Raw genomic sequence first — 21,457 nt, 5'->3', positions numbered from 1 at the left:
CCCTGTCTTAATCTTCCGCGCGCCTAGAGCGCCATGTCGTCCCGATGGATCAAGGCCGCCCGCCCGGGATAGCCCAACAGGGCCTCGATCTCTGCGCTTTTGTGGCCCTTGATCTGCCCGATCTCTTCGGCGGAATAGCGGCTGAGACCATGGCCCACGGCATGCCCCGCCGGGTCGTACATGGCGATGCTGTCACCACGCTCAAAACGGCCTTCGACGGCCGTCACCCCCGCGGGCAACAGCGATGTACCCCGCGCTAAGGCTGCGACCGCGCCGGCGTCCACAGTGACCGCCCCGCGCGGTTTCATCGCGGCGATCCAACGTTTGCGTGCGGCCTGAGGATCGCTCTGCGCGCTGAACCATGTGGCATTCGCCCCACCTTCAAGCGCAGTGAGCGGTCGCATGACGAAACCATCGGTGATCGCCATTGCGCAGCCCGCCGTGGTCGCCGTGCGCGCAGCCATCAGTTTGGTTTTCATGCCACCTTTGGACAGACCCGACCCGGCATCGCCCGCCATCGCCTCAATCTTGGGCGTGATGCTGTCGATCACATCATAGCGTTGCGCAGTCGGATCCTGCGAAGGATTGGCGCTGTAGAACCCATCCACATCGGAAAGCAAGATCAACTGATCCGCCCCCACTGTCACCGCGATCTGCGCCGCGAGACGATCGTTATCGCCAAAGCGGATTTCATCGGTCGCGACCGTGTCATTCTCATTCACGATCGGCACGACGCCGAGCGAAAGCAACTGCTCCAGCGTGGCGCGGCTGTTGAGGTATCGGCGGCGGTTGGCACTGTCTTCCAGCGTGACCAAGACTTGCGCGGTCGTGATGCCATGGGGGGCGAGCACCTCTTCATAGGCCCGCGCGAGGCGGATTTGCCCGACAGCCGCCGCCGCCTGTGCCTGCTCAAGTGCCAAGACAGTAGGAGGGAGGCCCAAGACACCCCGTCCAAGTGCGATGGAGCCCGAGGAAACCAGTACAACGTCACAGCCCAACCCTTTGAGCCACAACACATCTTGCGCCAATCCGATCAGCCAGTCCCGGCGCAAATTGCCGCTCTCGCGGTCCACCAAAAGGGCGGAGCCGATCTTGATAACGACACGGCGGGCGGTGCTTAGGGTTGCCAAGGCGTGTCTTCCTCGGTGGTGCGGAAGCGCAGGCGGTCGTCATCGATGTTTTGGCGCAGGGTCCGCAATACTTCGGTCACACCTTCACCGGCGACACTGGACATCATCATCACCTCGCCGCTGCAGGATTTTTCCAATTCATTCAAACGACTTGCCCGCTCTTCCTCATCCAACGCATCAACTTTATTCAACACCGTGACGCGCGGCTTTTCCGCCAGATCGCCACCATAGGCTTCCAGCTCGCCGATGATGGTATGGTAATCTTCCGCCACGGTCTCGGACGTCCCGTCGATCAGGTGCAACAATACCGCGCAACGCTCGACATGGCCGAGGAACAGATCGCCCAGCCCGCGCCCTTCGGAAGCGCCTTCAATAAGGCCGGGAATATCAGCTACGACGAATTCTGTGTTATCCACACCAACCACCCCAAGGTTCGGGTGCAGCGTGGTGAAAGGGTAATCCGCAATCTTTGGCCGCGCGTTCGATGTCGTGGCGAGGAAGGTCGACTTACCCGCGTTCGGCAAGCCCAGCAGGCCCACGTCGGCGATCAGCTTGAGCCGCAGCCAGAGCGTACGGTCCACGCCCTCTTGGCCCGGGTTTGAGCGGCGCGGCGCTTGGTTGGTGGCGGATTTGAAGTGCAGGTTGCCCCAGCCGCCATTGCCACCACGCGCTAGCTGCACGCGCTGGCCCAGCTCTGTCAGGTCAGCGATGACCGTTTCTTGATCCTCGTCGAGGATCTCCGTGCCGACGGGCACACGCAGGATGATGTCATCGCCATCCTTGCCGGTGCGCTGTTTGCCCATGCCGGGCTGCCCGTTCTTGGCAAAGAAGTGCTGCTGATAGCGAAAATCGATCAGCGTGTTCAGCCCATCCACCGCCTCGGCCCAGACCGAGCCGCCGGTGCCGCCATCGCCGCCATCCGGACCGCCATATTCGATGTATTTCTCGCGCCGGAACGACACACAGCCGCCGCCCCCGGCACCGGATCGGATATAGACTTTGCACAGGTCGAGAAACTTCATGGTCTTGCCTTTCAGGCGCGGGAAACGGAGCTAGAGCTTGCAGCTATAGGTCCATGTGGGTACGGCAGCATCGCGGGCCAAGCAATAGGTTTCCGCGTCGCCGAGATAGACAAACCCTGCGTTGGTCAGCACCTTGGCCGAGGCCGGGTTGTCATGGAAAACAGAGGCAAAAAGCGCGTCATTGCCCAAGGGGTTGGCATCCACCAAAGCCTGCACCGCGTCGGAGGCCAGATGGGTGTTCCAGAACGCCGGGGCGACCCAATAGCCGATTTCGGACTGGTTCCGGTCGAGCCGGGTGAGAGAGATCACCCCCATAACCTCGGAACTCTCCGCGCGGGTGCCATCCATGACCCAGACGTCTTCTTCCCGGTCATCCGACATTGCGCGGGTCACATAGGCTTCGACACTGCCCGGCGGCAGCGGATGCGGGATAGAGGGTGTCGCATTGGCGACCCGCGGGTCGCTGGCATACATCTCAATCATACCCATATCCGACCGGCGCACCGGGCGTAGGTCAAAACGCTCTGTCTCAATAACTGGTTGGTTCACAATCGCTTCCAACTGCATTGTCATGTTCCTCCTCCGAACAGACTGGATTGGGGGCTCTGGTCCAAGCTGGCCGCCCCTGCCCCGATGAGGCGCAAACAGCGCTTCGGGGCGTTGATACATTCGACATATTCCTCCCTGCCGAATGTAACGACTTTATCAAAATTTGGCCCTGTCCCGCCAAGAACGGTAAAACGATTTGACAGGCCGTCGAGCCTTGAACTGAAAAACAAACGCATGGGACATGTCCCGGAAAAAGAAAAGGGACCGGCGGTATCGCCGATCCCTGATTTTTTCAAACCCTTTGGGGTACGGCTTATTCAGCGGCCTCCGCGCGTGGCAGAACCGAAATAAACGTGCGGTTTTTCAGACCCTTGTGGAAGGTCACAGCGCCGTCGACGGTTGCAAAGATCGTGTGATCTTTGCCCATGCCAACGCCATTTGCAGGCCAGAACTTGGTCCCGCGCTGACGCACGATGATGTTGCCGGGGATAACGGCTTCGCCGCCATATTTTTTCACGCCAAGGCGACGACCTGCTGAGTCGCGCCCGTTACGGGATGAACCGCCTGCTTTTTTATGTGCCATCTCGGTCTCTCCTTAGCCTTTGGTCTTTTCTTTGGCCTGATCGACCCAGCCTTCACGCTGGATACGGCCTTTGAAAGACAGTTTCTCGTCAACTTCAGCGATATCCGCTTCGGTCCATGCTGCGATTTGAGCGAAGGAGGTGATACCCGCTTCGTGCAGCTTTTTCTCAAGTGCGGGGCCGACGCCGCTCAGCTCTTTCAGGTCGTCGGTGCCTGCGTCGGCTTTCTTGGCCTTCGGCGCGGCTTTTTCGGCTTTCGCCTTAGGTGCGGCGGCCTTCTTGCTCTTGGCTGGCTTTGCAGCATCATCGGACTTGCCGGTGATCGCAGCAACAGCGGCAGCGCTTACTGAGCCGGTGCCGATGGCAGCAGCAACACCCGACTTATCCGCGCCCGAAGACAGGATGTCGGTGATCTTGATCAAGGTCAGCTTCTGACGGTGACCCTTGGTGCGCTTGGAAGAGTGCTTCCGGCGGCGCTTGACGAAGTTGATAACCTTTTCGCCTTTGATCTGGTCAACGACTTCGGCCTGAACGCCTGCGTCTTTAACCATGGGCGCGCCGAGCACGGGGCTGTCGCCGCCGAGCATCAGAACTTCGTTGAACTGGACTGTTTCGCCAGCATTGGCCGCAATACGTTCAACCCGCAGCATATCGCCGGATTGCACTTTGTATTGCTTGCCGCCTGTCTTGATGACCGCAAACATGCGTCTTCCTTTTCTGTCATCCGCGTTCTGTGGCCCCCGCTTGGGAGTTTGTGGATGGCTTTCCGGCCGATCCGCCTCGAACAGCGCGCCCATGGGGCGTCATTAAAAAACAATCCCTAAGACGGATTACCCGCCGGGATGCGGGCTTATCTTCGGTATGGCGGGACAAGTCAAGTAGGTTTTCGCGCTCAATTCTCGGCGCCCGTCACAGGCTTTCGGCCACCATATTCAGGGCCAGAGCACGTCCAAGCCCGTAAGAGATATCCTCATAAGCCCGGCCAAACCCGTCGAAAAGCCCCCGGTTGAGGGCACGCCCGGCGCCTGTCTCTACAAATTGAGCATATTGTGCAATCTCGGCGTCGCGCAGGGGGTGATAGGCCAGCAGCAGATAGGCGTGCATCCAGACAGAGGTGTCTTCGGTAACCGCCTCCAGCTCGGCACCGACCTCGGCCAAGAGGTCTTCATCACTGCCTTCCAAGGCGCCACCGTCGCGCATTCCGCGCAGGAATTGGAAATTGCTGTTGAGCGCCGTGCTGACATTGCGGTCAACCATATCGGCGGCATCGATCAAGCGGCGGATCAGAGCGACCCGTGGGTCATGATCCCCGGCCAATACGCCATAATGCGCCCGCGCGATCTGCTCCACTTCCGGCTCGGCAATGGCAGCACGGCCCGCGTTCTCCAGCCCGACGATCCGACCGCCCAATTCCGTTGAATAGAAGTCAATTGCCTGCTCGACTTCGGCAGAGGTCATCGTCTCTTCCAGTGCCCGGCGCACCATTTCGACCATGCGCCCGGCGTCATGGATGCTTTCGACCTGCATCTGCCAGCCCGGACCGCCCTGCCCGCCCAGCATGTCTTGGTTCAGCATCTCGGCATGGGCCTGCCCCTCGTCACTGAGGATCACCGCCGCTTGCCGAAGCTCCAACAAATCGACAAGCACGGTCATGCGCGCGTCGGCCCAAGCGGGCAAAGCCAGAAGCCACAGGAGTGGCGCAAATACCCAAGCCCGCATCAGAGGTCCTGACTGGGCTGCATCGCCGCGAGCCGGGTGGCCACGGCCTCGAACCGATTGGCCATAATCTCATATTGGACCGCGTTCATCAGCGTATAAACCTGCTGCATCTCGGGATGCTCCAGCGCCTCGGCATAGGCGAGCAGATCGTCATCCGAGAAGGATTGATAGGTGTAGGCCGCGTTGGCCAAGGCATTCGCGGCAATCTGAGCGCCCAGTTCATCGGCCTGCGCGCGCATCGCTTCGCGCAGGTCAGGCTCTTCCATCTGCAATTCGATCACTCCGGCGCCCGCGGCGGCCAAAAGGAAGCGGATCTGCACCTCTTGAATGGCCCGGACCGAGATCTCTTCGACATCGCTGGCGACATTCAAACGCCGCAGTGTTTCCAATCGCGGCGAGCCAATGCGCTCAAGCCCCGCCACAATTGCGGCACCGCTTTCCGCCTTCAACCCGTCATCCTCGGCCATATGCGCCTTGTTCTCTACGGCCACCAAACGCTGGCCCAGATCGCTCGCATAGAAATCGGCGGCATGATCCAGCAGATCGTCGCTCAGCGTTTCCGAAAGGATATCCATCGCCATGCCGTGCATCAACTCGGTGTCAAAGACATCCCGCACCAGCCGCGACCATTCCGAGCCGAAATCCTCGCTTTGCAGCCCCAACATCTCGGGCGCGGAATCGGCTGAGAGGCGAATGCTCTCCAACGCCACGTCAAAGCCGGTTACTTCTAAGAACCGCTCCAACGCGCCGCGCTCCGCCGCCCGTAGCGGCAGGGCAAGGGCGACAAGCAGCATCATCGCCATAACGAAGGGGGCTGCGATCAATCTATTTTGGCGAAACATGGGCTGTCCTTTCGCGGAATTCTGCCTTTAAACTTAGGCTGTACCAGCCCCGGCGCAATGAAAATCCCCAAACTTTCCCTTGATGCGCAAAACCCCTCTTGCCACTGCCTGAAAAGGCGACTAAACGGACCCCCCAGACCCCCGCGGAGAGGTGCCGGAGTGGTCGAACGGGGCGGTCTCGAAAACCGTTGAGCCTTCACGGGTTCCCAGGGTTCGAATCCCTGTCTCTCCGCCACTACCGCTTTGAGAGTAGTGACTTTTTATCCGATCGATAATGGATGACGATATGCTGAATATCGCTCAACCCCAGTAGGCGCTGGCGCGTTTTTCTAGCCCCTCGTATGCCCCTTCACAGCACCTCCGCCGCCAAGTGATCCCCACACCTCCAATTGATCCAGATCAATGCAGCTTCCCCGGCCCCGCCCCATACTGGCCACGGTCACATGAGGAGCGCCGCTATGCAAAATACCACACTGACAGTCGTTCTCGGGGTCAACGCCCGGCCCGACCAGCTAGAGACCCTCGCGCGCGAGGCGCAGTCCCATGGCGCCCATCTGATCGTACTTTTGCTCAGCGAAACCGCTCCGGTTCCGGTCTATTCCATGGGCGTGGGAGAGCTCAGCACCTATTCCCTTCCCGCTGGCTGGCAATCGGATGTGGATGAGGCCCGCGCCGCGGTCGAACAGCAGCGCAAGGAATTCTCTCAGTATCTGACCGACCAAGGTGCCAGCGCGGATGTCCGCGCGGTCTGTGGTGAAGCCACGGCCCTTCGAAACACCGTCGCGCGGGCGGGGCTGACCTGTGATGCGGTGCTTGTCGGGACGGACCTGCGCGAAGACGCGCGCTTGTTCGAAGACATCGCCCATGCCGCGCTGTTCGATTCCGCTGCCCCCGTCTTGCTGAACATATCGAACCCACAGGCGGCTCTGGCCCCGCAATCGGTCTTTGTGGCATGGAAAGCGGGCCTCCCCGCCACGCGGGCGATCCGGGCGGCTTTGCCAAGCCTGCGGGCCGCGCGGGAGGTGACCGTGGCGCTCTTCGATCCGGTCTCGATCTCTGCCTATGACGGGGAAAACCCCGGCACAGATGTCGCGGCATGGTTGACCCACCAAGGGTGCCACGTCGCGGTGCAGCAATATGCAAGCGGCGGAGAGGACATCGCCACCGCGATTGTGAAGCGCGCCAAGGAAACCGGCGCCGAGCTGATCGTCATGGGGGCCTATGACCACTCCCGCCTGCGCGAAAAGGTTTTTGGCGGCACGACCCGCAGCCTGATTGAACAAAGCGCCTTTCCCGTGCTTCTGTCGCACTAATGCCCGCTGATACAAAGGACCTGCTGCACATGCGCCCTTGTCTAACCGCCTTTGTCGGGCTGTCCTGCGCCCTTCTCGCTGCCTGTTCAGACGGGCCTTCCGAAGATGCCGACCGGGTCCGCGAAGGGCAGCGGGTCTATGCAAAGGAATGCGCCGCCTGCCACGGTGCGCGGGGCGAAGGGGCTGGCCCCATGTCGCTGCAGCTTGATGTCGTGCCGCCTGACTTGGCTGGGCTGAAACAGCGCAATGACGGGTATTTCCCACGCGAATTTGTCAGCCGCTTTGTCATGGGCCAGCTTGCAAAAGACGATCCTGCCTCCCCCATGCCCGACTTTTCCGCCGTTGGGCTGCGCCATGTTTACCCCAATGGCGGCGCGGATGGGGAGGTGCTGGAAACCGATTTTGCCGATCTGCTCGATTATTTGGAAGCGATCCAGTGGTAGTGTAATGGAGATCTGGGGGCAGGCACCCGCCGCGGCCCTGAGCGTCACCTCCTCCATTGCGCCCAAACCCTCAGCCGCGCTATCGAATGCCCTGCCCCGCATCCCCACAAACGGACCCCGCGCATGAAAATCAACGATGAAAGCCCCGTTCTGTTGGCCCTTCTGGACGCCGCCGTCGACGCCATGGTGGTGGCCGATCACGCAGGCAATATCCTGCGGGTGAACAAGGCGGCGGCCACGCTTTTCGGCCATCCGGTCGAGGCTCTGGTGGGGCAAAACGTGCGCATGTTGATGCCGGGGGACATGGCCGTTCAACACGACGGCTTCCTGCGCCACCATCTTGATACCGGAGAGAAACGCATCATCGGCGTGGGTCGCGATGTCGAAGGGCTGCGCGCGGATGGCACTGTCTTCCCGCTACATCTTTCCGTGGGCCGCGCAGATATCTCTGGCGAGGTCGCTTTTGTCGGCATCATGCACGATCTGTCGCGCAGAAAGGCCGCCGAAGAGGCCACCGCCCGCTCGCAACGAATGGACGCCATCGGCCAGATGACCGGCGGCATCGCGCATGATTTCAACAACCTGCTGACGGTGGTGATTGGCAATCTGGAACTGCTGGAAATGTCGGAAACCTCTGCCAAAAGCGGCGCATTGATTTCCGACGCGCTTGAAGCCGCAGAGATCGGGGCGGACCTGACTTCTCGTCTGATGGTCTTTGCCCGCAAAAGCACGCTGAACGCCGCGGTGATCGACCTCAACGCCGAAGTCTCCAAGGCCGTGGCGATGCTCAAGCGTACCATCCATGGCCATATCGCGGTCGAGACGGCCTTTGCCGAGGATCTCTGGCAGGCCAAGGTGGACGCCACCCAACTCCAGACCGCCGTCTTGAACATCGCCCTCAATGCCCAAGATGCCATGCCCTCAGGCGGGAAAATCACGCTGGAAACCCGCAACATGCAGCTTGATGACACCTATGTCGCACAAGAGATCGGCATCGACATGGGCAACTACATCCGCCTGTCGATCGCGGACACGGGCGAAGGCATGTCCGCCGAGACCCGCACCCGCGCGATGGAGCCGTTCTTTTCGACCAAGCCGGTCGGTCAAGGCACGGGGCTGGGCCTGTCGATGGTTTACGGCTTCATCAAGCAATCCGGCGGGCATATCGCGATTTACAGCGAATTGGGCAAGGGCACGACGATCAGCCTCTATTTTCCGGCGCTTAAAGACAGCGCACGGGCGCGCCCCGTATTGAGTGAGGACCCCGCGCGGCACGCCGCCATCGGCAGCGGCCTGCGCGTGCTGCTGGTTGAGGATGACCCGATGGTGCTGCGTTTGTCCGAAACCCGGCTGAGAACGCTGGGATTCGACTGCGTTACGGCAACGACTGGCGATGCCGCTTGGGACATCCTGCAACGGCGCGACGACATCGATGTGGTCTTTACCGATCTGGTGATGCCCGGCGAACTTTCGGGCCATGCTTTGGCCAAACGGGTCGCGGCAAAAATGCCCGTTCTGAAGATATTGATCACTTCAGGCTTTTCCGAAAACGTCCTGCGCGGAGAGGAGGAGACCCATGCCTTCGCCATTCTGCGCAAACCCTACAGACAGGCGGATTTGGCCGAGGCATTCCGCAGCTTACTGCGGGATTAATCCGCGCTCTCGTCGGGGCTTTCGGTCAACACATAGCCGACCCCGCGCACCGTCTTGATCAACTGCGGGCGGGCCGGATCACGCTCGACTTTTTTGCGCAGGCGCGCCACTTGGTTGTCAATTGTGCGGTCCAACGGGGCCCAGTTCTGCCCGTCGATCAGGTCCATCAGCCGGTCGCGCGACAGCGGTTTCTTCGCATGGGTCAAAAAGGCGGCCAAGAGTTTGAAATCAGCCGTGGTCAGATCCCCCTCCTGCCCGTCACGGCCCAGCAGCAGCATCCGGTCGAGGTTGATCTTTAGCCCATCGAGCGCGAGCCATCGATCTGCCTTTAGGGGTCCGGGGGCCTCCGCCTCGCGTTTGCCACTGCGCCGCAAAACCGATTTCACACGGGCCAAAACCTCTCGCACATGGAACGGCTTGGTCAGATAGTCATCCGCCCCCAGTTCCAGCCCGACAACCCGGTCGATCACATCGTCTTTGCCCGTCACCATGAAGATCGGCACGTCATGGTCGCGCTGAAGCTCACGCGCGATGTCCAGCCCGTCTTCCGCGCCGAGGTTGAGATCCAATGTCACCAGATCAAAGGCTTCCGCCGCAAAGGCCGCCCGCACGCTTTGCGCGTTATGCGCCTCGGTCACAAGGTAGCCATCGCTTTCAAGGCAGCGCCTCAGAAGCGTTCGGATCTTGGCATCGTCATCAACAACAAGGATTTTTTTCGCGGTCACGGCCATCACCCACAAAAGCTGCGCTTGTATAGTCCGCAACCCAAGCGAGCACCACCCGCCACGCCATCCCCTGCGACAAAGCGTTACAAACGGATACAACATCGCAGGTCTTGCTGCGACATGCGCCTGAGAATGTGACCGCGCCCCAGAAAGGACGATCGCATGTACGTGACGCTATCAAATGAGTTCACCCCCGCAACCAAAGTGCCCGAGGCGCAGCTTTGCCCCCGCGCCCCCGCCGCGCTGACGGCGCGCAAGCGGCAGGCGGTCGGGACGCATCTATTTCGCGAAGGCGATGTCGCCCATCATATCTATGAGATCACCTCGGGTGTCTTTCGTCTGACCCGCGTGTTGGGCAACGGGCGGCGGCAGGTCATCGCCTTTGGCCTGCCGGGCGACATCATCGGCTTTCCCAACGGCGCGCTGCATCACAGCGATTGCGAAGCGATTGAACCCGCCGAGTTAATCGCCCACCCCCGCCGCTCGCTCGACGATTTCGACGGAGACAACAGTACGCATAAACGGCTGCTGAACGCCGCCCTGCGTGAGATTTCGGCGATGCAGGATCATTTCATGATGCTGGCCCGCAAATCCGCAATGGAAAAACTCGCGTCCTTTCTGATCACGCTGGCGGAGCGCAACGGGCGGCCGATCGGCAATCACACCACCTGCGCCCTGCCCATGACACGCGGCGACATCGCCGATTTTCTGGGCCTGACAATCGAAACCGTCAGCCGCACCCTGACCCGCCTGCGCAAACAGGATATCATCGCGCTTGAAACCTCTCAGACGGTCCTGATCAAGGACATGGACGCGCTGATCTCGGCCTCGCAGGCCGCTGACTGAAAGCAATCTGCCACAGAACCAAAAGCGCGGATTTCGGCCCACCCTTTGCGCTTCAGGCCGTTTTGTCCGGCCTAGGGTTCTGTCGGTCCTCGCCATTGGGCACCTCCCCATTCTCCAGCAAAATCCGCGCGGCGTCGCCTTCCAGATCATCGTATTGCCCATTGCGCAGCGTCCAAAGACAGGCCGCAAGCCCGGCCGCGCCAAGGCAGATGGAGACGGGGATCAAAACGATCAGGATATTCATCGGCGCACCGCATTCAAAACCACGAGGATAGAGGAGGACGACATCACCGCCGCCGCCATCAGCGGGGTGGCAAAGCCCATGACCGCCACCGGGATCGCGACCGCATTGTAGGCCGCGGCCAAGGCCAAGTTCTGCCGGATGCGGCTGCGCGCCCGCCGTGCCAGACGCAACGTATCGTCCACCGCAGAAAGATCACCGCCCAGCATCACCCCGTCCGAGGCGACCCGCGCCGCATCCAGTGCCGTGGCCGGGGCAAGGGACGCATGGGCCCCCGCAAGAGCCGCCGTGTCATTCAGACCATCGCCCACCATCAGCACCCGCCTGCCCTGCGCAGCCATATCGCGGACCAGATCGGCCTTATCCTCTGGCCGGACGGCGGCATAGACTGTGGCAATGCCCAATGTTCGGGCCAAGATAGCCGCCCGTTGCGCGGTATCGCCGGTGACCATGGCAACCTCCAGCCCCCGCTCTTGCAGCGCGCGAACCACGTCTGCGGCACCGGTGCGGGGTGTTTCAGTCAGCGGCAGGGGGATGCAACGCTCTGGCAGTTGCAGCTCCGGCCCATCCTGCCCCCGCCGCAAGGAAACCGGCGCGCCGTTCCACAGGCCGTTGATCCCCTGCCCCGGCACCTCTCGCACTTCACGCAACTCGGCAGGCATAAGACCCTGCAGCGCGGTCGCCAAGGCGCGTGACGCCGGATGGTCCGACGCCTGCGCGAGGGCAAGTGCCACCGAAGCCGCGCGCGCATCAATAGCGGGCAGACGCGCCACGCCTTCGGTCAGCGTCCCGGTCTTGTCGAACAGAACCGTGTCGATCTCGGCCAAACGCTCCAGCGCCGTGGGGGATTTCAGCAGCACGCCCGCGCGGAACAAACGCCCCGTCATCGCCGCCGTTACCGCTGGAATGGCCAGTGCCAAGGCGCAGGGGCAAGTGATGATCAGCGTCGCCGTGGCCACCGCGATCGCCTGATAGAGGTCCCCCGTCAGCCCCCACCAAACGGCGAAGGCCAGCGCCGCCAATCCATGCACCACCGGCGCGTAAAGCCGTGCCGCCCAGTCCGCGATCCCGCTGTAGCGGTGCTTGCCCGTCTCGGCCACTTCGACGAGGGCCGCGAGGCGGCGCAGGGTGCTGTCCTCGGCGCGGCGGGTGACGCGCAGGTTCAGCGGTGCACCGAGGATCACCTCGCCCGCACAGATCGCCCCGCCCGCCGCCACGGCAACGGGGTCGGCCTCTCCAGTCAGGGCGGAGCGGTCCAGCATCGCGGCCCCTAGGGCGATCCCATCCACCGGGGCGCGGGCCCCGGCTGCAAGGGCGATGCGGTCGTCGGGCTTCAAGGCGCTCACTTTTACCGCCTCACGGCCCTTAGCGGTCAGACGGGTGGCGCGCGGCAGTTCCAGCGCCGTCAATTCCGCCGCGGCAGAGCGCGCCGTCGCCCTTGCGCGGTGCTCAAGATAGCGACCCACCAGCAGGAAAAAGGTCAGCGACAGCGCCGCGTCGAACCATGTATGCGCCCCCGTGGCGGCAAAAGTCTCATAAAGTGAAGTCGCCGCCGCCAGCAGGATCGCCAGCGCAATCGGCACGTCCATGTTCATCCGCCCGGCCCTTAGGGCGCCCCCTGCCGAGGCAAAGAACGGCACCGCGGAGAAGGCCAAGGCGGGCAGTGCGATGGCCGCAGAGACCCAGTGAAACATCTCTCGCGTTATGTCACCTGCCCCGGACCAGACCGCGACGGAAACCGCCATCACGTTCATCATGGCAAAGCCCGCGACAGCGGCACGGGCCAGCAGGCGGCGGCCTGTGTCATCCCCCGCGGGGCGCAGGGCGGTTGCGTCCAACTCATGTGCCTCAAAGCCGGCATCGTTCAGCGCCTGAAGCGCCGCGCTGGCGTCATATCCGGGCATCAGGACGATCCGCACCCGTTTGGCCCCAAGGTTCACGCGCGCCGATTTGATCGAGGGCAGTTTAGCCAAGACCCCCTCGACCCCCGCAATGCAGGCCGCGCAGCGGATCTGTGGCAAGGCGAGGTGAAGCGCCTCGTTGTCCTCCGCAACCCGCTGCGCTGCGGCCTCGGCCGAGGGGGCGGCTGCGACACAGCCCGGACAGGCGGCAACGGTCATGGGGTCACCCGCAACGAAATGCGGCGGCGAAAGAGCGTGCCATCGGCGGCGCGCATCTCGATCCGTAGGTTCCAGTTGCCAGCGCCTGCGGTGACCGGGGCCACCAATGCATGGCCATCCCACGCGAAGGCAGGCGTCATGTCGTCCGCCACAGTGGTCGCGCGGCCCAGTGTCGCCGTAATGATCTCGGGCTGTACCACCTCCTCTTCAGCGTCCCGCACAGCCAAGCGCAGCGCGGTGGCGGTCAGCTTTGCCTCAACCGTCCAGCCCAAAGCCTCTTGCGCCGCGCGGTCCGTGTCGAAATTCTGCGAGGCGACGTAGCTCGACTCGGTTTCCTTACCCGGAAAGGTGCGCACCGCGTTGAACGCAAGCGCGAGGTTCACCGCGATGATGATCGAAAAGCCGCCCACGAAGATCGCCAGCACATGCCAGCCTGTGAGGGGGCGTTGCCTTTGCAACTCTGCTGCGGTCATTGGCTGTCCTTTCCATTGAAAATGGTATCGCCAAAGGCCCGCTCGCCTGAGCGGATATCTTCGACCCAAAAACGCAGACCGCTGCGCGGCGCTGCGGCGACTTCGGTCTGCGGCGGGGCGATTACATAGACCCGTTGCAGGCGGGTCGTGTCGGCGGGCACAGCAACCACCGGATCAGGCGCCCCCTCGATGCTGAGGCCCAAGCCATGGTCCCCCGCGAGAGACAGCCGGAAGTCCCGCGCCTCCCCATGTTTGTTGCGCAGACGAATGTCATAGGCGTTGCGGATCGATCCGTCCGACAGGGTGACGAAGGTCGGGTTGCGCACCGGGGCGATCGTCATGTCGATCTCGGGCCGGATGAACAGGGCCACGACAAGCGCCACACCGATGGCCGCCCAAGCGGCGGTGTAGATGAGCGTCCGAGGGCGGAAGACATGCTGCCAAAGCGGCTTGGGCTGCCACGGAGGCTGGATGGCCCCGGCGACATCCCCCGCCGGTGTCTCGGCAAGGCCCGCCACGGCGGCGCTCGCCTTGGGCGCAGTGGGCGGCTCATCATCCAGCGCGAGGTAGTCGATTAGCCCGCGCGGGCGGCCGATCTTGGCCATCACATCGTCGCAGGCGTCGATGCAGAGCGCGCAGGTGATACATTCCATCTGCTGGCCTTCGCGGATGTCGATCCCCATCGGGCAGACCGCGACACAGGCGTTGCAATCGATGCAATCGCCCAAGACCTCTCCATCCCGCGATTGGCGGTCGCCTGCGGTGTTTTTGTCCAGCGCCGCGCCGTAGCGCGCCACCGCATTGCCGCTGCCGATCGCCTCTGCCGCCGCATTCTGGCGCCTTACCCCGCCCTTGCCGCGCGGCTCCCCCCGCCATTTGCGGTAGCCGACGGTCAGCGTTCCGGGGTCCATCATCGCACCTTGGATGCGGGGCCAAGGGCACATGTAGATGCAGACCTGTTCGCGCATGAAGCCGCCAAAGATAAAGGTCGTGGCCGTCAGCACGGCGATGGTGGCATAGGCCACGGGGGCGGCTTGCAGGGTCACGAGGTCGCGCGCCAGACTGGGCGCATCGGCAAAGTAAAAGACCCACGCCCCGCCCGTGGCCACCGCAATCAGCAGCCAGACCAGCCATTTAGTTAGCCGCAGCCGCGCCTTACGCAGGCTCCACGATGCGCTCTGCAGACGTATGCGGGCGTTGCGGTCGCCCTCGATCCAGCGTTCGACGGTCATGAAGAGATCGGACCAGACGGTTTGCGGGCAGGCATAACCGCACCAGACCCGACCCAGAGCGGAGGTGAACAAGAACAAGCCCAGCCCCGCCATGATCAGCAGCCCGGCCACAAAGTAAAACTCATGCGGCCAAATCTCGATCCAGAAGAAATGGAAGCGCCGGTTTGCGAGATCGACCAGAACCGCTTGGTCCGGCAGGTTCGGCCCCCTGTCCCAGCGGATCCACGGGGTAATATAATAGACCCCCAGCGTGAGGATCAGGATCACCCATTTCAACCGGCGGAAAAAGCCGCTCACCCGGCGGGGAAAGATCGGCTCGCGCGCGGCAAAAAGCGGGGGGGCGGCGTTGGACATCGGCGGTATGCTCCGGGGTTACGTCTTGCGGCCTACACCCGGAGGGCGCAGGCCGCTTTGATCTGCATCAATCCGCAGATTATTTGTCCTACCGGCTCAATCGGCGACTGCACCCTCGGCAGCGACCCCGGCCTCGCCACCGCCCAGACCGTGGACATAGGCAGTCACGGCGCGCACCTCAGCCTCGCCCAGACGGGCTTGCCACGGCGGCATCACCCCCATACGCGGCGCTTTGAGTTGGCGCAGGATCGCCTCATGGCTGCCACCGCGTAGCCAGATCGCATCGGCTAGGTTCGGCGCGCCCATCTCACGGTTGCCCAGGCCACGCTCCCCATGGCAGGCGCTACAGTTGTCGGCATAGACCTCTGCCCCTGCCTGCGCCGCGCCTGCGTCATGCTCAAGCCCCGACAGGCTGCGAACGAAATGCACGGTGGCGTCGAGATTGGCCTCCTCCATCCAATCAAACGGCGGCATTTCCGAGAAGCGCGCGTCGGGGTCATCCTCGTTGCGGATGCCGTGACGCACGGTATAGGCGATCTCCTCCATCGTGCCGCCCCAGAGCCAATCGTCGTCCAAAAGGTTGGGGTAGCCCGAGGCCACGACACCCCCTGCCCCCGCGCCATGGCATTGCGAGCAATTGGCCGCAAAGACCGACCGCCCGGCCTGTGTCGCGAAACGGTGCAGCTCTTCGTTGTCCTTCAGCACCGCCAGATCGACGTTGACGAGGCTTTCGGTCAGGTCGGCATTCGACAGGTCCACACGCGCGATCTCGGCCGCGACCTCGCCACGGGTCGAATAACCCAACAGCCCCGCCGTAGCACCCGAGACCATCGGCCACGCAGGGTAGAGGATGGTATAGATCACGCCCCAGACGACGGTGGCGTAAAAGGTCCAGAGCCACCAGCGCGGCAGCGGCGTGTTCAGTTCTTCGATCCCGTCCCAACTGTGGCCTGTGGTCTCGGTCCCGGTGGCGGGGTCGATCTTGCGATTGTCGGTCATGGCTGGGCTCCGTCATGGCGGGCTTGATCGGGGTCGTCGTTGCGAAACGGGACGGCGGCGGCATCGTCGTGCAGGGCGCGCGCGCCGGGGCGAAAGGCCCAACCAATGACCCCGAGAAAGATCAACGTCAGGATCAGAAGCGCCCAGCTGTCTGCCAGTTCGCGCAGAAAAGAATAGGTGTCCATGGCAGGCTCCTCACCGGTTGGCGTCGGGCACGAAGGTCGAGAAATCGACCAGCGTTCCGAGCATTTGCAGATAGGCGATCAGGGCATCCATTTCGCTGATGCCGGGCTGCCCGTCGAAACTGCGCACCTGCGCGCCGGGGTAGCGTTCGAGTAGCGCGTCGTAGTCCCCCATGGGATCGACCTGCACCCGGAAATCGCCGCTGACATTCGCGATCATCTCATCACTATAGGGCACCCCAACCGTCCGGTGGGTCGCCACCAGATCGGTCACATCCTCAGGCTCAAGCTTGGCATCCATGAGAAAAGCGTATTTCGGCATGACGCTTTCCGGCACCACCGACTGCGGGTCCATCAGGTGATCCACATGCCACTCATCCGAATAGCGTCCGCCCACGCGCGCCAGATCCGGCCCGGTGCGTTTAGAGCCCCATTGGAACGGGTGGTCATACATCGATTCCGCGGCAAGGCTGTAGTGGCCATAGCGTTCGGTCTCGTCGCGCATCGGACGGATCATCTGGCTGTGGCAGGTATAGCAGCCCTCGCGGACGTAGATCTCGCGCCCCGCCAGTTCCAGCGGCGAATAGGGGCGCATGCCCTCGACCTCTTCGATGGTATTCTCCAGCCAGAACAGTGGCGCGATTTCGACGATCCCGCCGATGCTGACCACCCCGAGCGAGGCAATCAGCAGCAGCGTCGCGTTGCGCTCGAACCGCTGGTGAAAGGTGATCGTCTGCGTCTCAGGCGGCAGTTCGTTGGGGATTTTGCCCTTCTTCAAGCCTTCGCTGGCGGTCACCACCTTGGGATCGTCAGCGGGGTCATAGTTCGGGCTGTGGGGGTTCTTGGCCATGATCTTACTCCGCTGACAGGGCGACGGTGACGGGGCGGGCTTCGGGCGCGCGGATGGTCATCCACATGTTCCAGACCATCACCGCACCGCCCGCGAGGTACAAAACCCCGCCCAGACCTCGGACCACATACATCAGGAATTTGGCTTCGACGGTGTCGGCAAAGCTGTTGACGAGGAAGCCATTGGCATCGACCTCACGCCACATCAGCCCCTCCATAATGCCCGAGACCCACATCGACGCGGCGTAGAGCACGATCCCGAGGGTCGCGAGCCAGAAGTGCAGGTTGATCGCCGCCATGGAGTGCATCTGCGCCCGACCCCAGAGCCGCGGGGTCAGGAAGTAGAGCGCCCCGAAGGTGATCAGCCCGTTCCAGCCGAGCGCGCCAGAGTGCACATGGCCGATGGTCCAGTCGGTGTAGTGGCTGAGGCTGTTCACCGCCCGGATCGACATCATCGGCCCTTCAAAGGTCGACATGCCATAGAAGGCGAGCGAGGCGACGAACATGCGGATGATCGGATCGGTGCGGATCTTGTCCCACGCGCCTTCGAGCGTCATCAGACCGTTGATCATCCCGCCCCAACTGGGCATCCACAGGATGATCGAAAACACCATCCCCAGCGTCGCCGCCCAATCGGGCAAGGCGGTGTAGTGCAGATGGTGCGGCCCGGCCCAGATGTAGAGAAAGATCAGCGCCCAGAAGTGGATGATCGACAGCTTGTAGCTATAGACCGGGCGGCCAGCCTGCTTTGGCACGAAGTAATACATCATCCCAAGGAAGCCTGCCGTTAGGAAGAAACCCACGGCGTTATGCCCGTACCACCACTGCGTCATCGCATCCTGCACGCCTGCAAAGACCTGCACCGATTTGGAGCCCCAGATCGACACCGGGACGGCGAGGTTGTTGACCACATGCAGCATCGCCACGGTGATGATGAAGGCCAGAAAGAACCAATTGGCGACATAGATATGACGCTCACGCCGCTTCAGGATTGTGCCGAAGAATACGGCGAGGTAGGTTAGCCAAACGATGGTCAGCCAGATGTCGACGTACCACTCCGGCTCGGCATATTCCTTGGATTGGGTGGCCCCCAGCAAATAGCCTGTCGCCGCCAGCACGATGAAAAGCTGATAGCCCCAAAAGACGAACCACGCCGCGTTCCCACCCCAGAGCCGCGCCGAAGAGGTGCGCTGCACGATGTAGAACGACGTGGCGATCAAGGCATTGCCCCCAAAGGCGAAAATCACCGCGCTGGTGTGCAGCGGGCGAAGCCGGCCAAAGTTCGCATAGGGCTGCGCCCATTCGATATTGAGCGCGGGAAAGGCCAGTTGGAAGGCGATGAAGGTGCCGACCAGAAACCCCACCACGCCCCAAAAGGCGGTGGCAATCACGCCATAGCGGATCGGGCCATCCATATAGCCCTGCGGCGCCATGGACACGGCGGGCCGTGCACCCTCAACAGGCATGCGGCGCAACTGCCAAAAGAACAACCCCGCCGCCACCAGCATGATCAGCAGGGCATGGACCATATAAGCCGGATCGCGCGCCCAATCCGCCCCGAGTGCCGCAAAAAACACTATAAGCGCAAGCACGATCAACTTGAGCGTATCGAACATATTCCGAATCCCTTCATCTTTGGGAGACGGATCGCATGCGGCTGAGACCACCGCTTTGATCTATGTCAAAGAGGGCGGCATAGGCCTGCGAAGGGCGCGATTTCTGGGCGGGCGCGGGGCCTAGCTTTTCGAGCGCGCCCCGCTGGGATCATACATCGGTTTCAGGCTCGCCTCGGCCTTGATCCGGCGGCCCGCGACGTCGATCTCATAGGTCGAGCCCAGCAGATCGGCGACGCTTTCCCCTTCGCAGGGCACATAGCCCAGACCAATCGCGCCGCCCAAGTAGTGCCCATAGTTGCCCGAACTAAGATAGCCCGCGATTTTCCCATCCCGCAGAATCGGCTCGGCATGATAAAGCAGGGGTTCAGGGTCCGTCAGGCGGAATTGCAGCATCCGCAGTTTCAGCCCATCCTCCTTCTTGCGCAACACCGCGGCGCGGCCAATGAAATCGGGCTTTTCGCTCTTTACCGCAAAGCCCAAGCCCGCCTCCAGCACATGGTCCTCGCAGGTGATGTCATGGCCGAAATGGCGAAAGCCCTTTTCGATCCGGCAACTGTCCATCGCGTGCAGCCCGCAGAGTTTCAGCCCATAGGCCGCGCCTGCCTCGGTCAGCGCCTCAAAGACATGGGCCGCCATTTCAGTGCTGACGTAAAGCTCCCAACCCAGTTCGCCCACGTATGACACGCGGTGCGCCCGGGCGAGGCCCATGCCGATCTCGATCTCCCGCGCCATGCCGAAGGGGTGCGTCTCGTTAGAGAAGTCATCGGGCGAGATCGCCTGCAAAACCTCCCGCGCCTTTGGCCCCATAATGGCGAGGACCGCTTCGCCCGCCGTCACATCCGTGATCACAACAAGGCGCTCGCCCGTATGACGGCGCAGCCATGTTTCATCCGCCAGCCGCGTCGCGGCGGGGGTGACGACGAGATAGGCCGTCTCATTGAGCCGCGTCACGGTGACATCCGCCTCGATCCCGCCCCGAGGGTTGAGGAACTGGGTATAGACAATCTTGCCCACCGGCACCGCCATCTGCGCACCGCAGATATGGTTCATGAAAGCCTCGGCCTCTGGCCCCTCGACGCGGATTTTGCCGAAGGACGACATATCATAAAGCCCAACGCCCGTGCGGATGGCGGCGTGTTCGGCGGCTTGATTGTCGAACCAGTTCTGCCGGCCCCAAGCGTAGCGGTATTCACGCTCTTGGCCGGCATCCGCAAACCAATTGGCCCGCTCCCAGCCCGCAAATTCGCCCATGACCGCGCCATGCTCCTGCAGATGTGCGTGCACCGGGCTGCGCCGGATGCCCCGCGCGGTCGCCTTTTGGCGATAGGGAAAGTGATCGGCATAGAGCAGGCCCAGCGTTTCGGTCGACCGCGTCGCCAGATAGGTCTTATTGCCCTGAAACGGCTGCATTCGCGCGATATCCACGTCACCCAGATCAAAGGGTTTTTGCCCGTCTTCCATCCATTGCGCCAGCGCCATGCCCGCGCCGCCCGCCGACTGAATCCCGATAGAGTTGAACCCGGCGGCGACCCAGACATTGTCCATCTCGGGGGCCTGACCGAGGTGATAGGCATCATCGGGGGTGAAACTTTCGGGACCATTGAAAAAGGTGTGAATCCCCGCGTCCGCCAGCAGTGGCAACCGTTTGACGGCCATCTCAAGGATCGGCTCGAAATGGTCGAAATCTTCGGGCAGTTGGTCAAACTCGAAACTCTCGGGGATGCCCTGCAGCGCCCATGGCTTGGCGACAGGCTCAAACGCACCAAGCAGGATTTTGCCCGCATCCTCTTTGTAATAGGCATACTCATCGGGGACACGCAGCACCGGCAATTCACGCAAGGAGGGAATGGCTTCGGTGACGATATAGAAATGCTCGCAGGCTTGCAGCGGCACGTTACTGCCCAGCATCCTGCCCACGTCCCGCCCCCACATGCCTGCGCAATTGATGACATGCTCGGCCTCGATCTGCCCCGCGCTGCCATCCTCCCCGGCCCAATCTACTGCTGTGACCCTACGCCCCGCGCGCACCACGCCGGTGGCCTTGACCCGCTCCGCCACGATCGCACCACGCGCCCGCGCGCCCTTGGCCAACGCCAGTGCAATATTGGCCGGATCGCCCTGCCCGTCTTTCGGCAGATAGACCGCGCCGGTCATGCCTTCGGTCTCTACGTGGGGATACTTGGCGTGCACTTCCGCGGGGGTGATTTCCTCGACCTCCACGCCAAAGGCGCGGGCCATGGCGGCCTGACGCAGAATTTCCTCGCGCCGCGCAGGTGTCAGCGCGGCAGTGATCGACCCCACGCGCTTGAACCCCGTGGCGACCCCGGTTTCCGCCTCAAGCGCGCCGTAGAGTTCTTGGGAATATTTCGCCAGCCGCGTCATGTTCTGCGTCGCGCGCAGCTGCGCGATCAGCCCTGCCGCGTGCCATGTGGTGCCAGAGGTCAGTTGTTTGCGTTCCAGCAATACGACATCGGTCCAGCCGAGCTTTGTCAGATGGTACGCGACCGAACAGCCGATCACGCCACCGCCGATGATGACGGCCCGGGCTTTGGAAGGCAGTTGTACCAT

At 62.5% G+C, this 21,457-nt stretch carries 21 protein-coding genes and 1 tRNA gene; 5 read left to right on the top strand and 17 right to left on the bottom strand.

The window, feature by feature from the left end:
* Positions 1-23: 23 nt before the first annotated feature.
* The 7 genes from proB to A3722_RS08805 form a co-directional block, all read right to left on the bottom strand.
* Complete coding sequence (gene proB, locus A3722_RS08835; RefSeq protein WP_067629639.1) at positions 24-1,130, bottom strand: glutamate 5-kinase; 1,107 nt, start codon at positions 1,128-1,130, stop codon at positions 24-26.
* Positions 1,118-2,152 carry a GTPase ObgE gene (gene obgE / locus A3722_RS08830; RefSeq protein ID WP_067916072.1) on the bottom strand — a complete coding sequence of 345 codons (1,035 nt, stop codon included), beginning with the start codon at positions 2,150-2,152 and terminating at the stop codon, positions 1,118-1,120. The genes proB and obgE overlap by 13 nt, the downstream gene beginning before the upstream one ends.
* A gap of 30 nt (positions 2,153-2,182) precedes the next feature.
* The gene (locus A3722_RS08825; protein WP_067916070.1) at positions 2,183-2,719 is read right to left on the bottom strand and encodes a GNAT family N-acetyltransferase; all 537 of its coding nucleotides are present in this window, start codon (positions 2,717-2,719) and stop codon (positions 2,183-2,185) included.
* 295 nt (positions 2,720-3,014) lie between these two features.
* The gene (rpmA, locus tag A3722_RS08820) at positions 3,015-3,284 is read right to left on the bottom strand and encodes a 50S ribosomal protein L27 (protein ID WP_007119633.1); all 270 of its coding nucleotides are present in this window, start codon (positions 3,282-3,284) and stop codon (positions 3,015-3,017) included.
* A 12-nt stretch (positions 3,285-3,296) separates the two neighbouring features.
* A complete protein-coding gene (locus A3722_RS08815; protein WP_067624931.1) occupies positions 3,297-3,986 on the bottom strand; it encodes a 50S ribosomal protein L21 in 690 nt (229 codons plus the stop codon).
* Positions 3,987-4,191: 205 nt separating this feature from the next.
* A complete protein-coding gene (locus A3722_RS08810; protein ID WP_067624929.1) occupies positions 4,192-5,001 on the bottom strand; it encodes a DUF2059 domain-containing protein in 810 nt (269 codons plus the stop codon).
* A complete protein-coding gene (locus A3722_RS08805) occupies positions 5,001-5,843 on the bottom strand; it encodes a DUF2059 domain-containing protein (protein WP_067624927.1) in 843 nt (280 codons plus the stop codon). The genes A3722_RS08810 and A3722_RS08805 overlap by 1 nt, the downstream gene beginning before the upstream one ends.
* A 145-nt stretch (positions 5,844-5,988) precedes the next feature.
* Between A3722_RS08805 and A3722_RS08800 the strand changes: the two genes are divergently transcribed.
* The 4 genes from A3722_RS08800 to A3722_RS08785 all read left to right on the top strand — a co-directional run bounded on the left by A3722_RS08800 (position 5,989) and on the right by A3722_RS08785 (position 9,252).
* Positions 5,989-6,078 (top strand) — tRNA-Ser (locus A3722_RS08800).
* Positions 6,079-6,301: 223 nt separating this feature from the next.
* Complete coding sequence (locus tag A3722_RS08795) at positions 6,302-7,156, top strand: universal stress protein (RefSeq protein WP_067624926.1); 855 nt, start codon at positions 6,302-6,304, stop codon at positions 7,154-7,156.
* 29 nt (positions 7,157-7,185) lie between these two features.
* Positions 7,186-7,599, top strand: a complete 414-nt coding sequence (locus tag A3722_RS08790) for a c-type cytochrome (RefSeq protein WP_067916068.1) — start codon at positions 7,186-7,188, stop codon at positions 7,597-7,599.
* Positions 7,600-7,722: 123 nt separating this feature from the next.
* Complete coding sequence (locus A3722_RS08785; RefSeq protein WP_067628058.1) at positions 7,723-9,252, top strand: PAS domain S-box protein; 1,530 nt, start codon at positions 7,723-7,725, stop codon at positions 9,250-9,252.
* Here the strand turns inward: A3722_RS08785 and A3722_RS08780 are convergent.
* The gene (locus tag A3722_RS08780) at positions 9,249-9,983 is read right to left on the bottom strand and encodes a response regulator (protein WP_067628076.1); all 735 of its coding nucleotides are present in this window, start codon (positions 9,981-9,983) and stop codon (positions 9,249-9,251) included. The genes A3722_RS08785 and A3722_RS08780 overlap by 4 nt on opposite strands.
* Positions 9,984-10,139: 156 nt before the next feature.
* On the opposite strand from A3722_RS08780, the gene A3722_RS08775 reads away from it, so the two are divergent.
* A complete protein-coding gene (locus tag A3722_RS08775) occupies positions 10,140-10,823 on the top strand; it encodes a helix-turn-helix domain-containing protein (RefSeq protein WP_067628061.1) in 684 nt (227 codons plus the stop codon).
* Between the two features lie 52 nt (positions 10,824-10,875).
* Here A3722_RS08775 and ccoS read toward each other — a convergent pair whose 3' ends face one another.
* The 9 genes from ccoS to A3722_RS08730 form a co-directional block, all read right to left on the bottom strand.
* Positions 10,876-11,067 carry a cbb3-type cytochrome oxidase assembly protein CcoS gene (gene ccoS, locus A3722_RS08770; protein ID WP_067628064.1) on the bottom strand — a complete coding sequence of 64 codons (192 nt, stop codon included), beginning with the start codon at positions 11,065-11,067 and terminating at the stop codon, positions 10,876-10,878.
* Positions 11,064-13,184, bottom strand: coding sequence for a heavy metal translocating P-type ATPase (locus A3722_RS08765; RefSeq protein ID WP_067628067.1), 2,121 nt, complete (start codon positions 13,182-13,184; stop codon positions 11,064-11,066). The genes ccoS and A3722_RS08765 overlap by 4 nt, the downstream gene beginning before the upstream one ends.
* Positions 13,181-13,657, bottom strand: coding sequence for a FixH family protein (locus A3722_RS08760; RefSeq protein WP_067628070.1), 477 nt, complete (start codon positions 13,655-13,657; stop codon positions 13,181-13,183). Before A3722_RS08760 ends, A3722_RS08765 begins: the two co-directional genes overlap by 4 nt.
* Positions 13,654-15,243, bottom strand: a complete 1,590-nt coding sequence (gene ccoG, locus A3722_RS08755) for a cytochrome c oxidase accessory protein CcoG (RefSeq protein WP_067628073.1) — start codon at positions 15,241-15,243, stop codon at positions 13,654-13,656. Before ccoG ends, A3722_RS08760 begins: the two co-directional genes overlap by 4 nt.
* Positions 15,244-15,339: 96 nt before the next feature.
* The gene (ccoP, locus tag A3722_RS08750) at positions 15,340-16,242 is read right to left on the bottom strand and encodes a cytochrome-c oxidase, cbb3-type subunit III (RefSeq protein ID WP_067916066.1); all 903 of its coding nucleotides are present in this window, start codon (positions 16,240-16,242) and stop codon (positions 15,340-15,342) included.
* Positions 16,239-16,427, bottom strand: a complete 189-nt coding sequence (locus A3722_RS08745; protein ID WP_067629932.1) for a CcoQ/FixQ family Cbb3-type cytochrome c oxidase assembly chaperone — start codon at positions 16,425-16,427, stop codon at positions 16,239-16,241. Before A3722_RS08745 ends, ccoP begins: the two co-directional genes overlap by 4 nt.
* 10 nt (positions 16,428-16,437) lie before the next feature.
* Positions 16,438-17,274, bottom strand: coding sequence for a cytochrome-c oxidase, cbb3-type subunit II (ccoO, locus tag A3722_RS08740; RefSeq protein ID WP_201721991.1), 837 nt, complete (start codon positions 17,272-17,274; stop codon positions 16,438-16,440).
* A gap of 4 nt (positions 17,275-17,278) precedes the next feature.
* Positions 17,279-18,889, bottom strand: a complete 1,611-nt coding sequence (gene ccoN / locus A3722_RS08735; protein ID WP_067629935.1) for a cytochrome-c oxidase, cbb3-type subunit I — start codon at positions 18,887-18,889, stop codon at positions 17,279-17,281.
* 120 nt (positions 18,890-19,009) lie between these two features.
* Positions 19,010-21,457, bottom strand: a complete 2,448-nt coding sequence (locus A3722_RS08730; protein ID WP_067629938.1) for a GcvT family protein — start codon at positions 21,455-21,457, stop codon at positions 19,010-19,012.

The organism is Sulfitobacter sp. HI0027 (assembly GCF_001634775.1).
In the GTDB taxonomy this organism is placed as follows: Bacteria; Pseudomonadota; Alphaproteobacteria; order Rhodobacterales; family Rhodobacteraceae; genus Sulfitobacter.
This window is presented reverse-complemented; position numbering and strand designations above follow the sequence as displayed.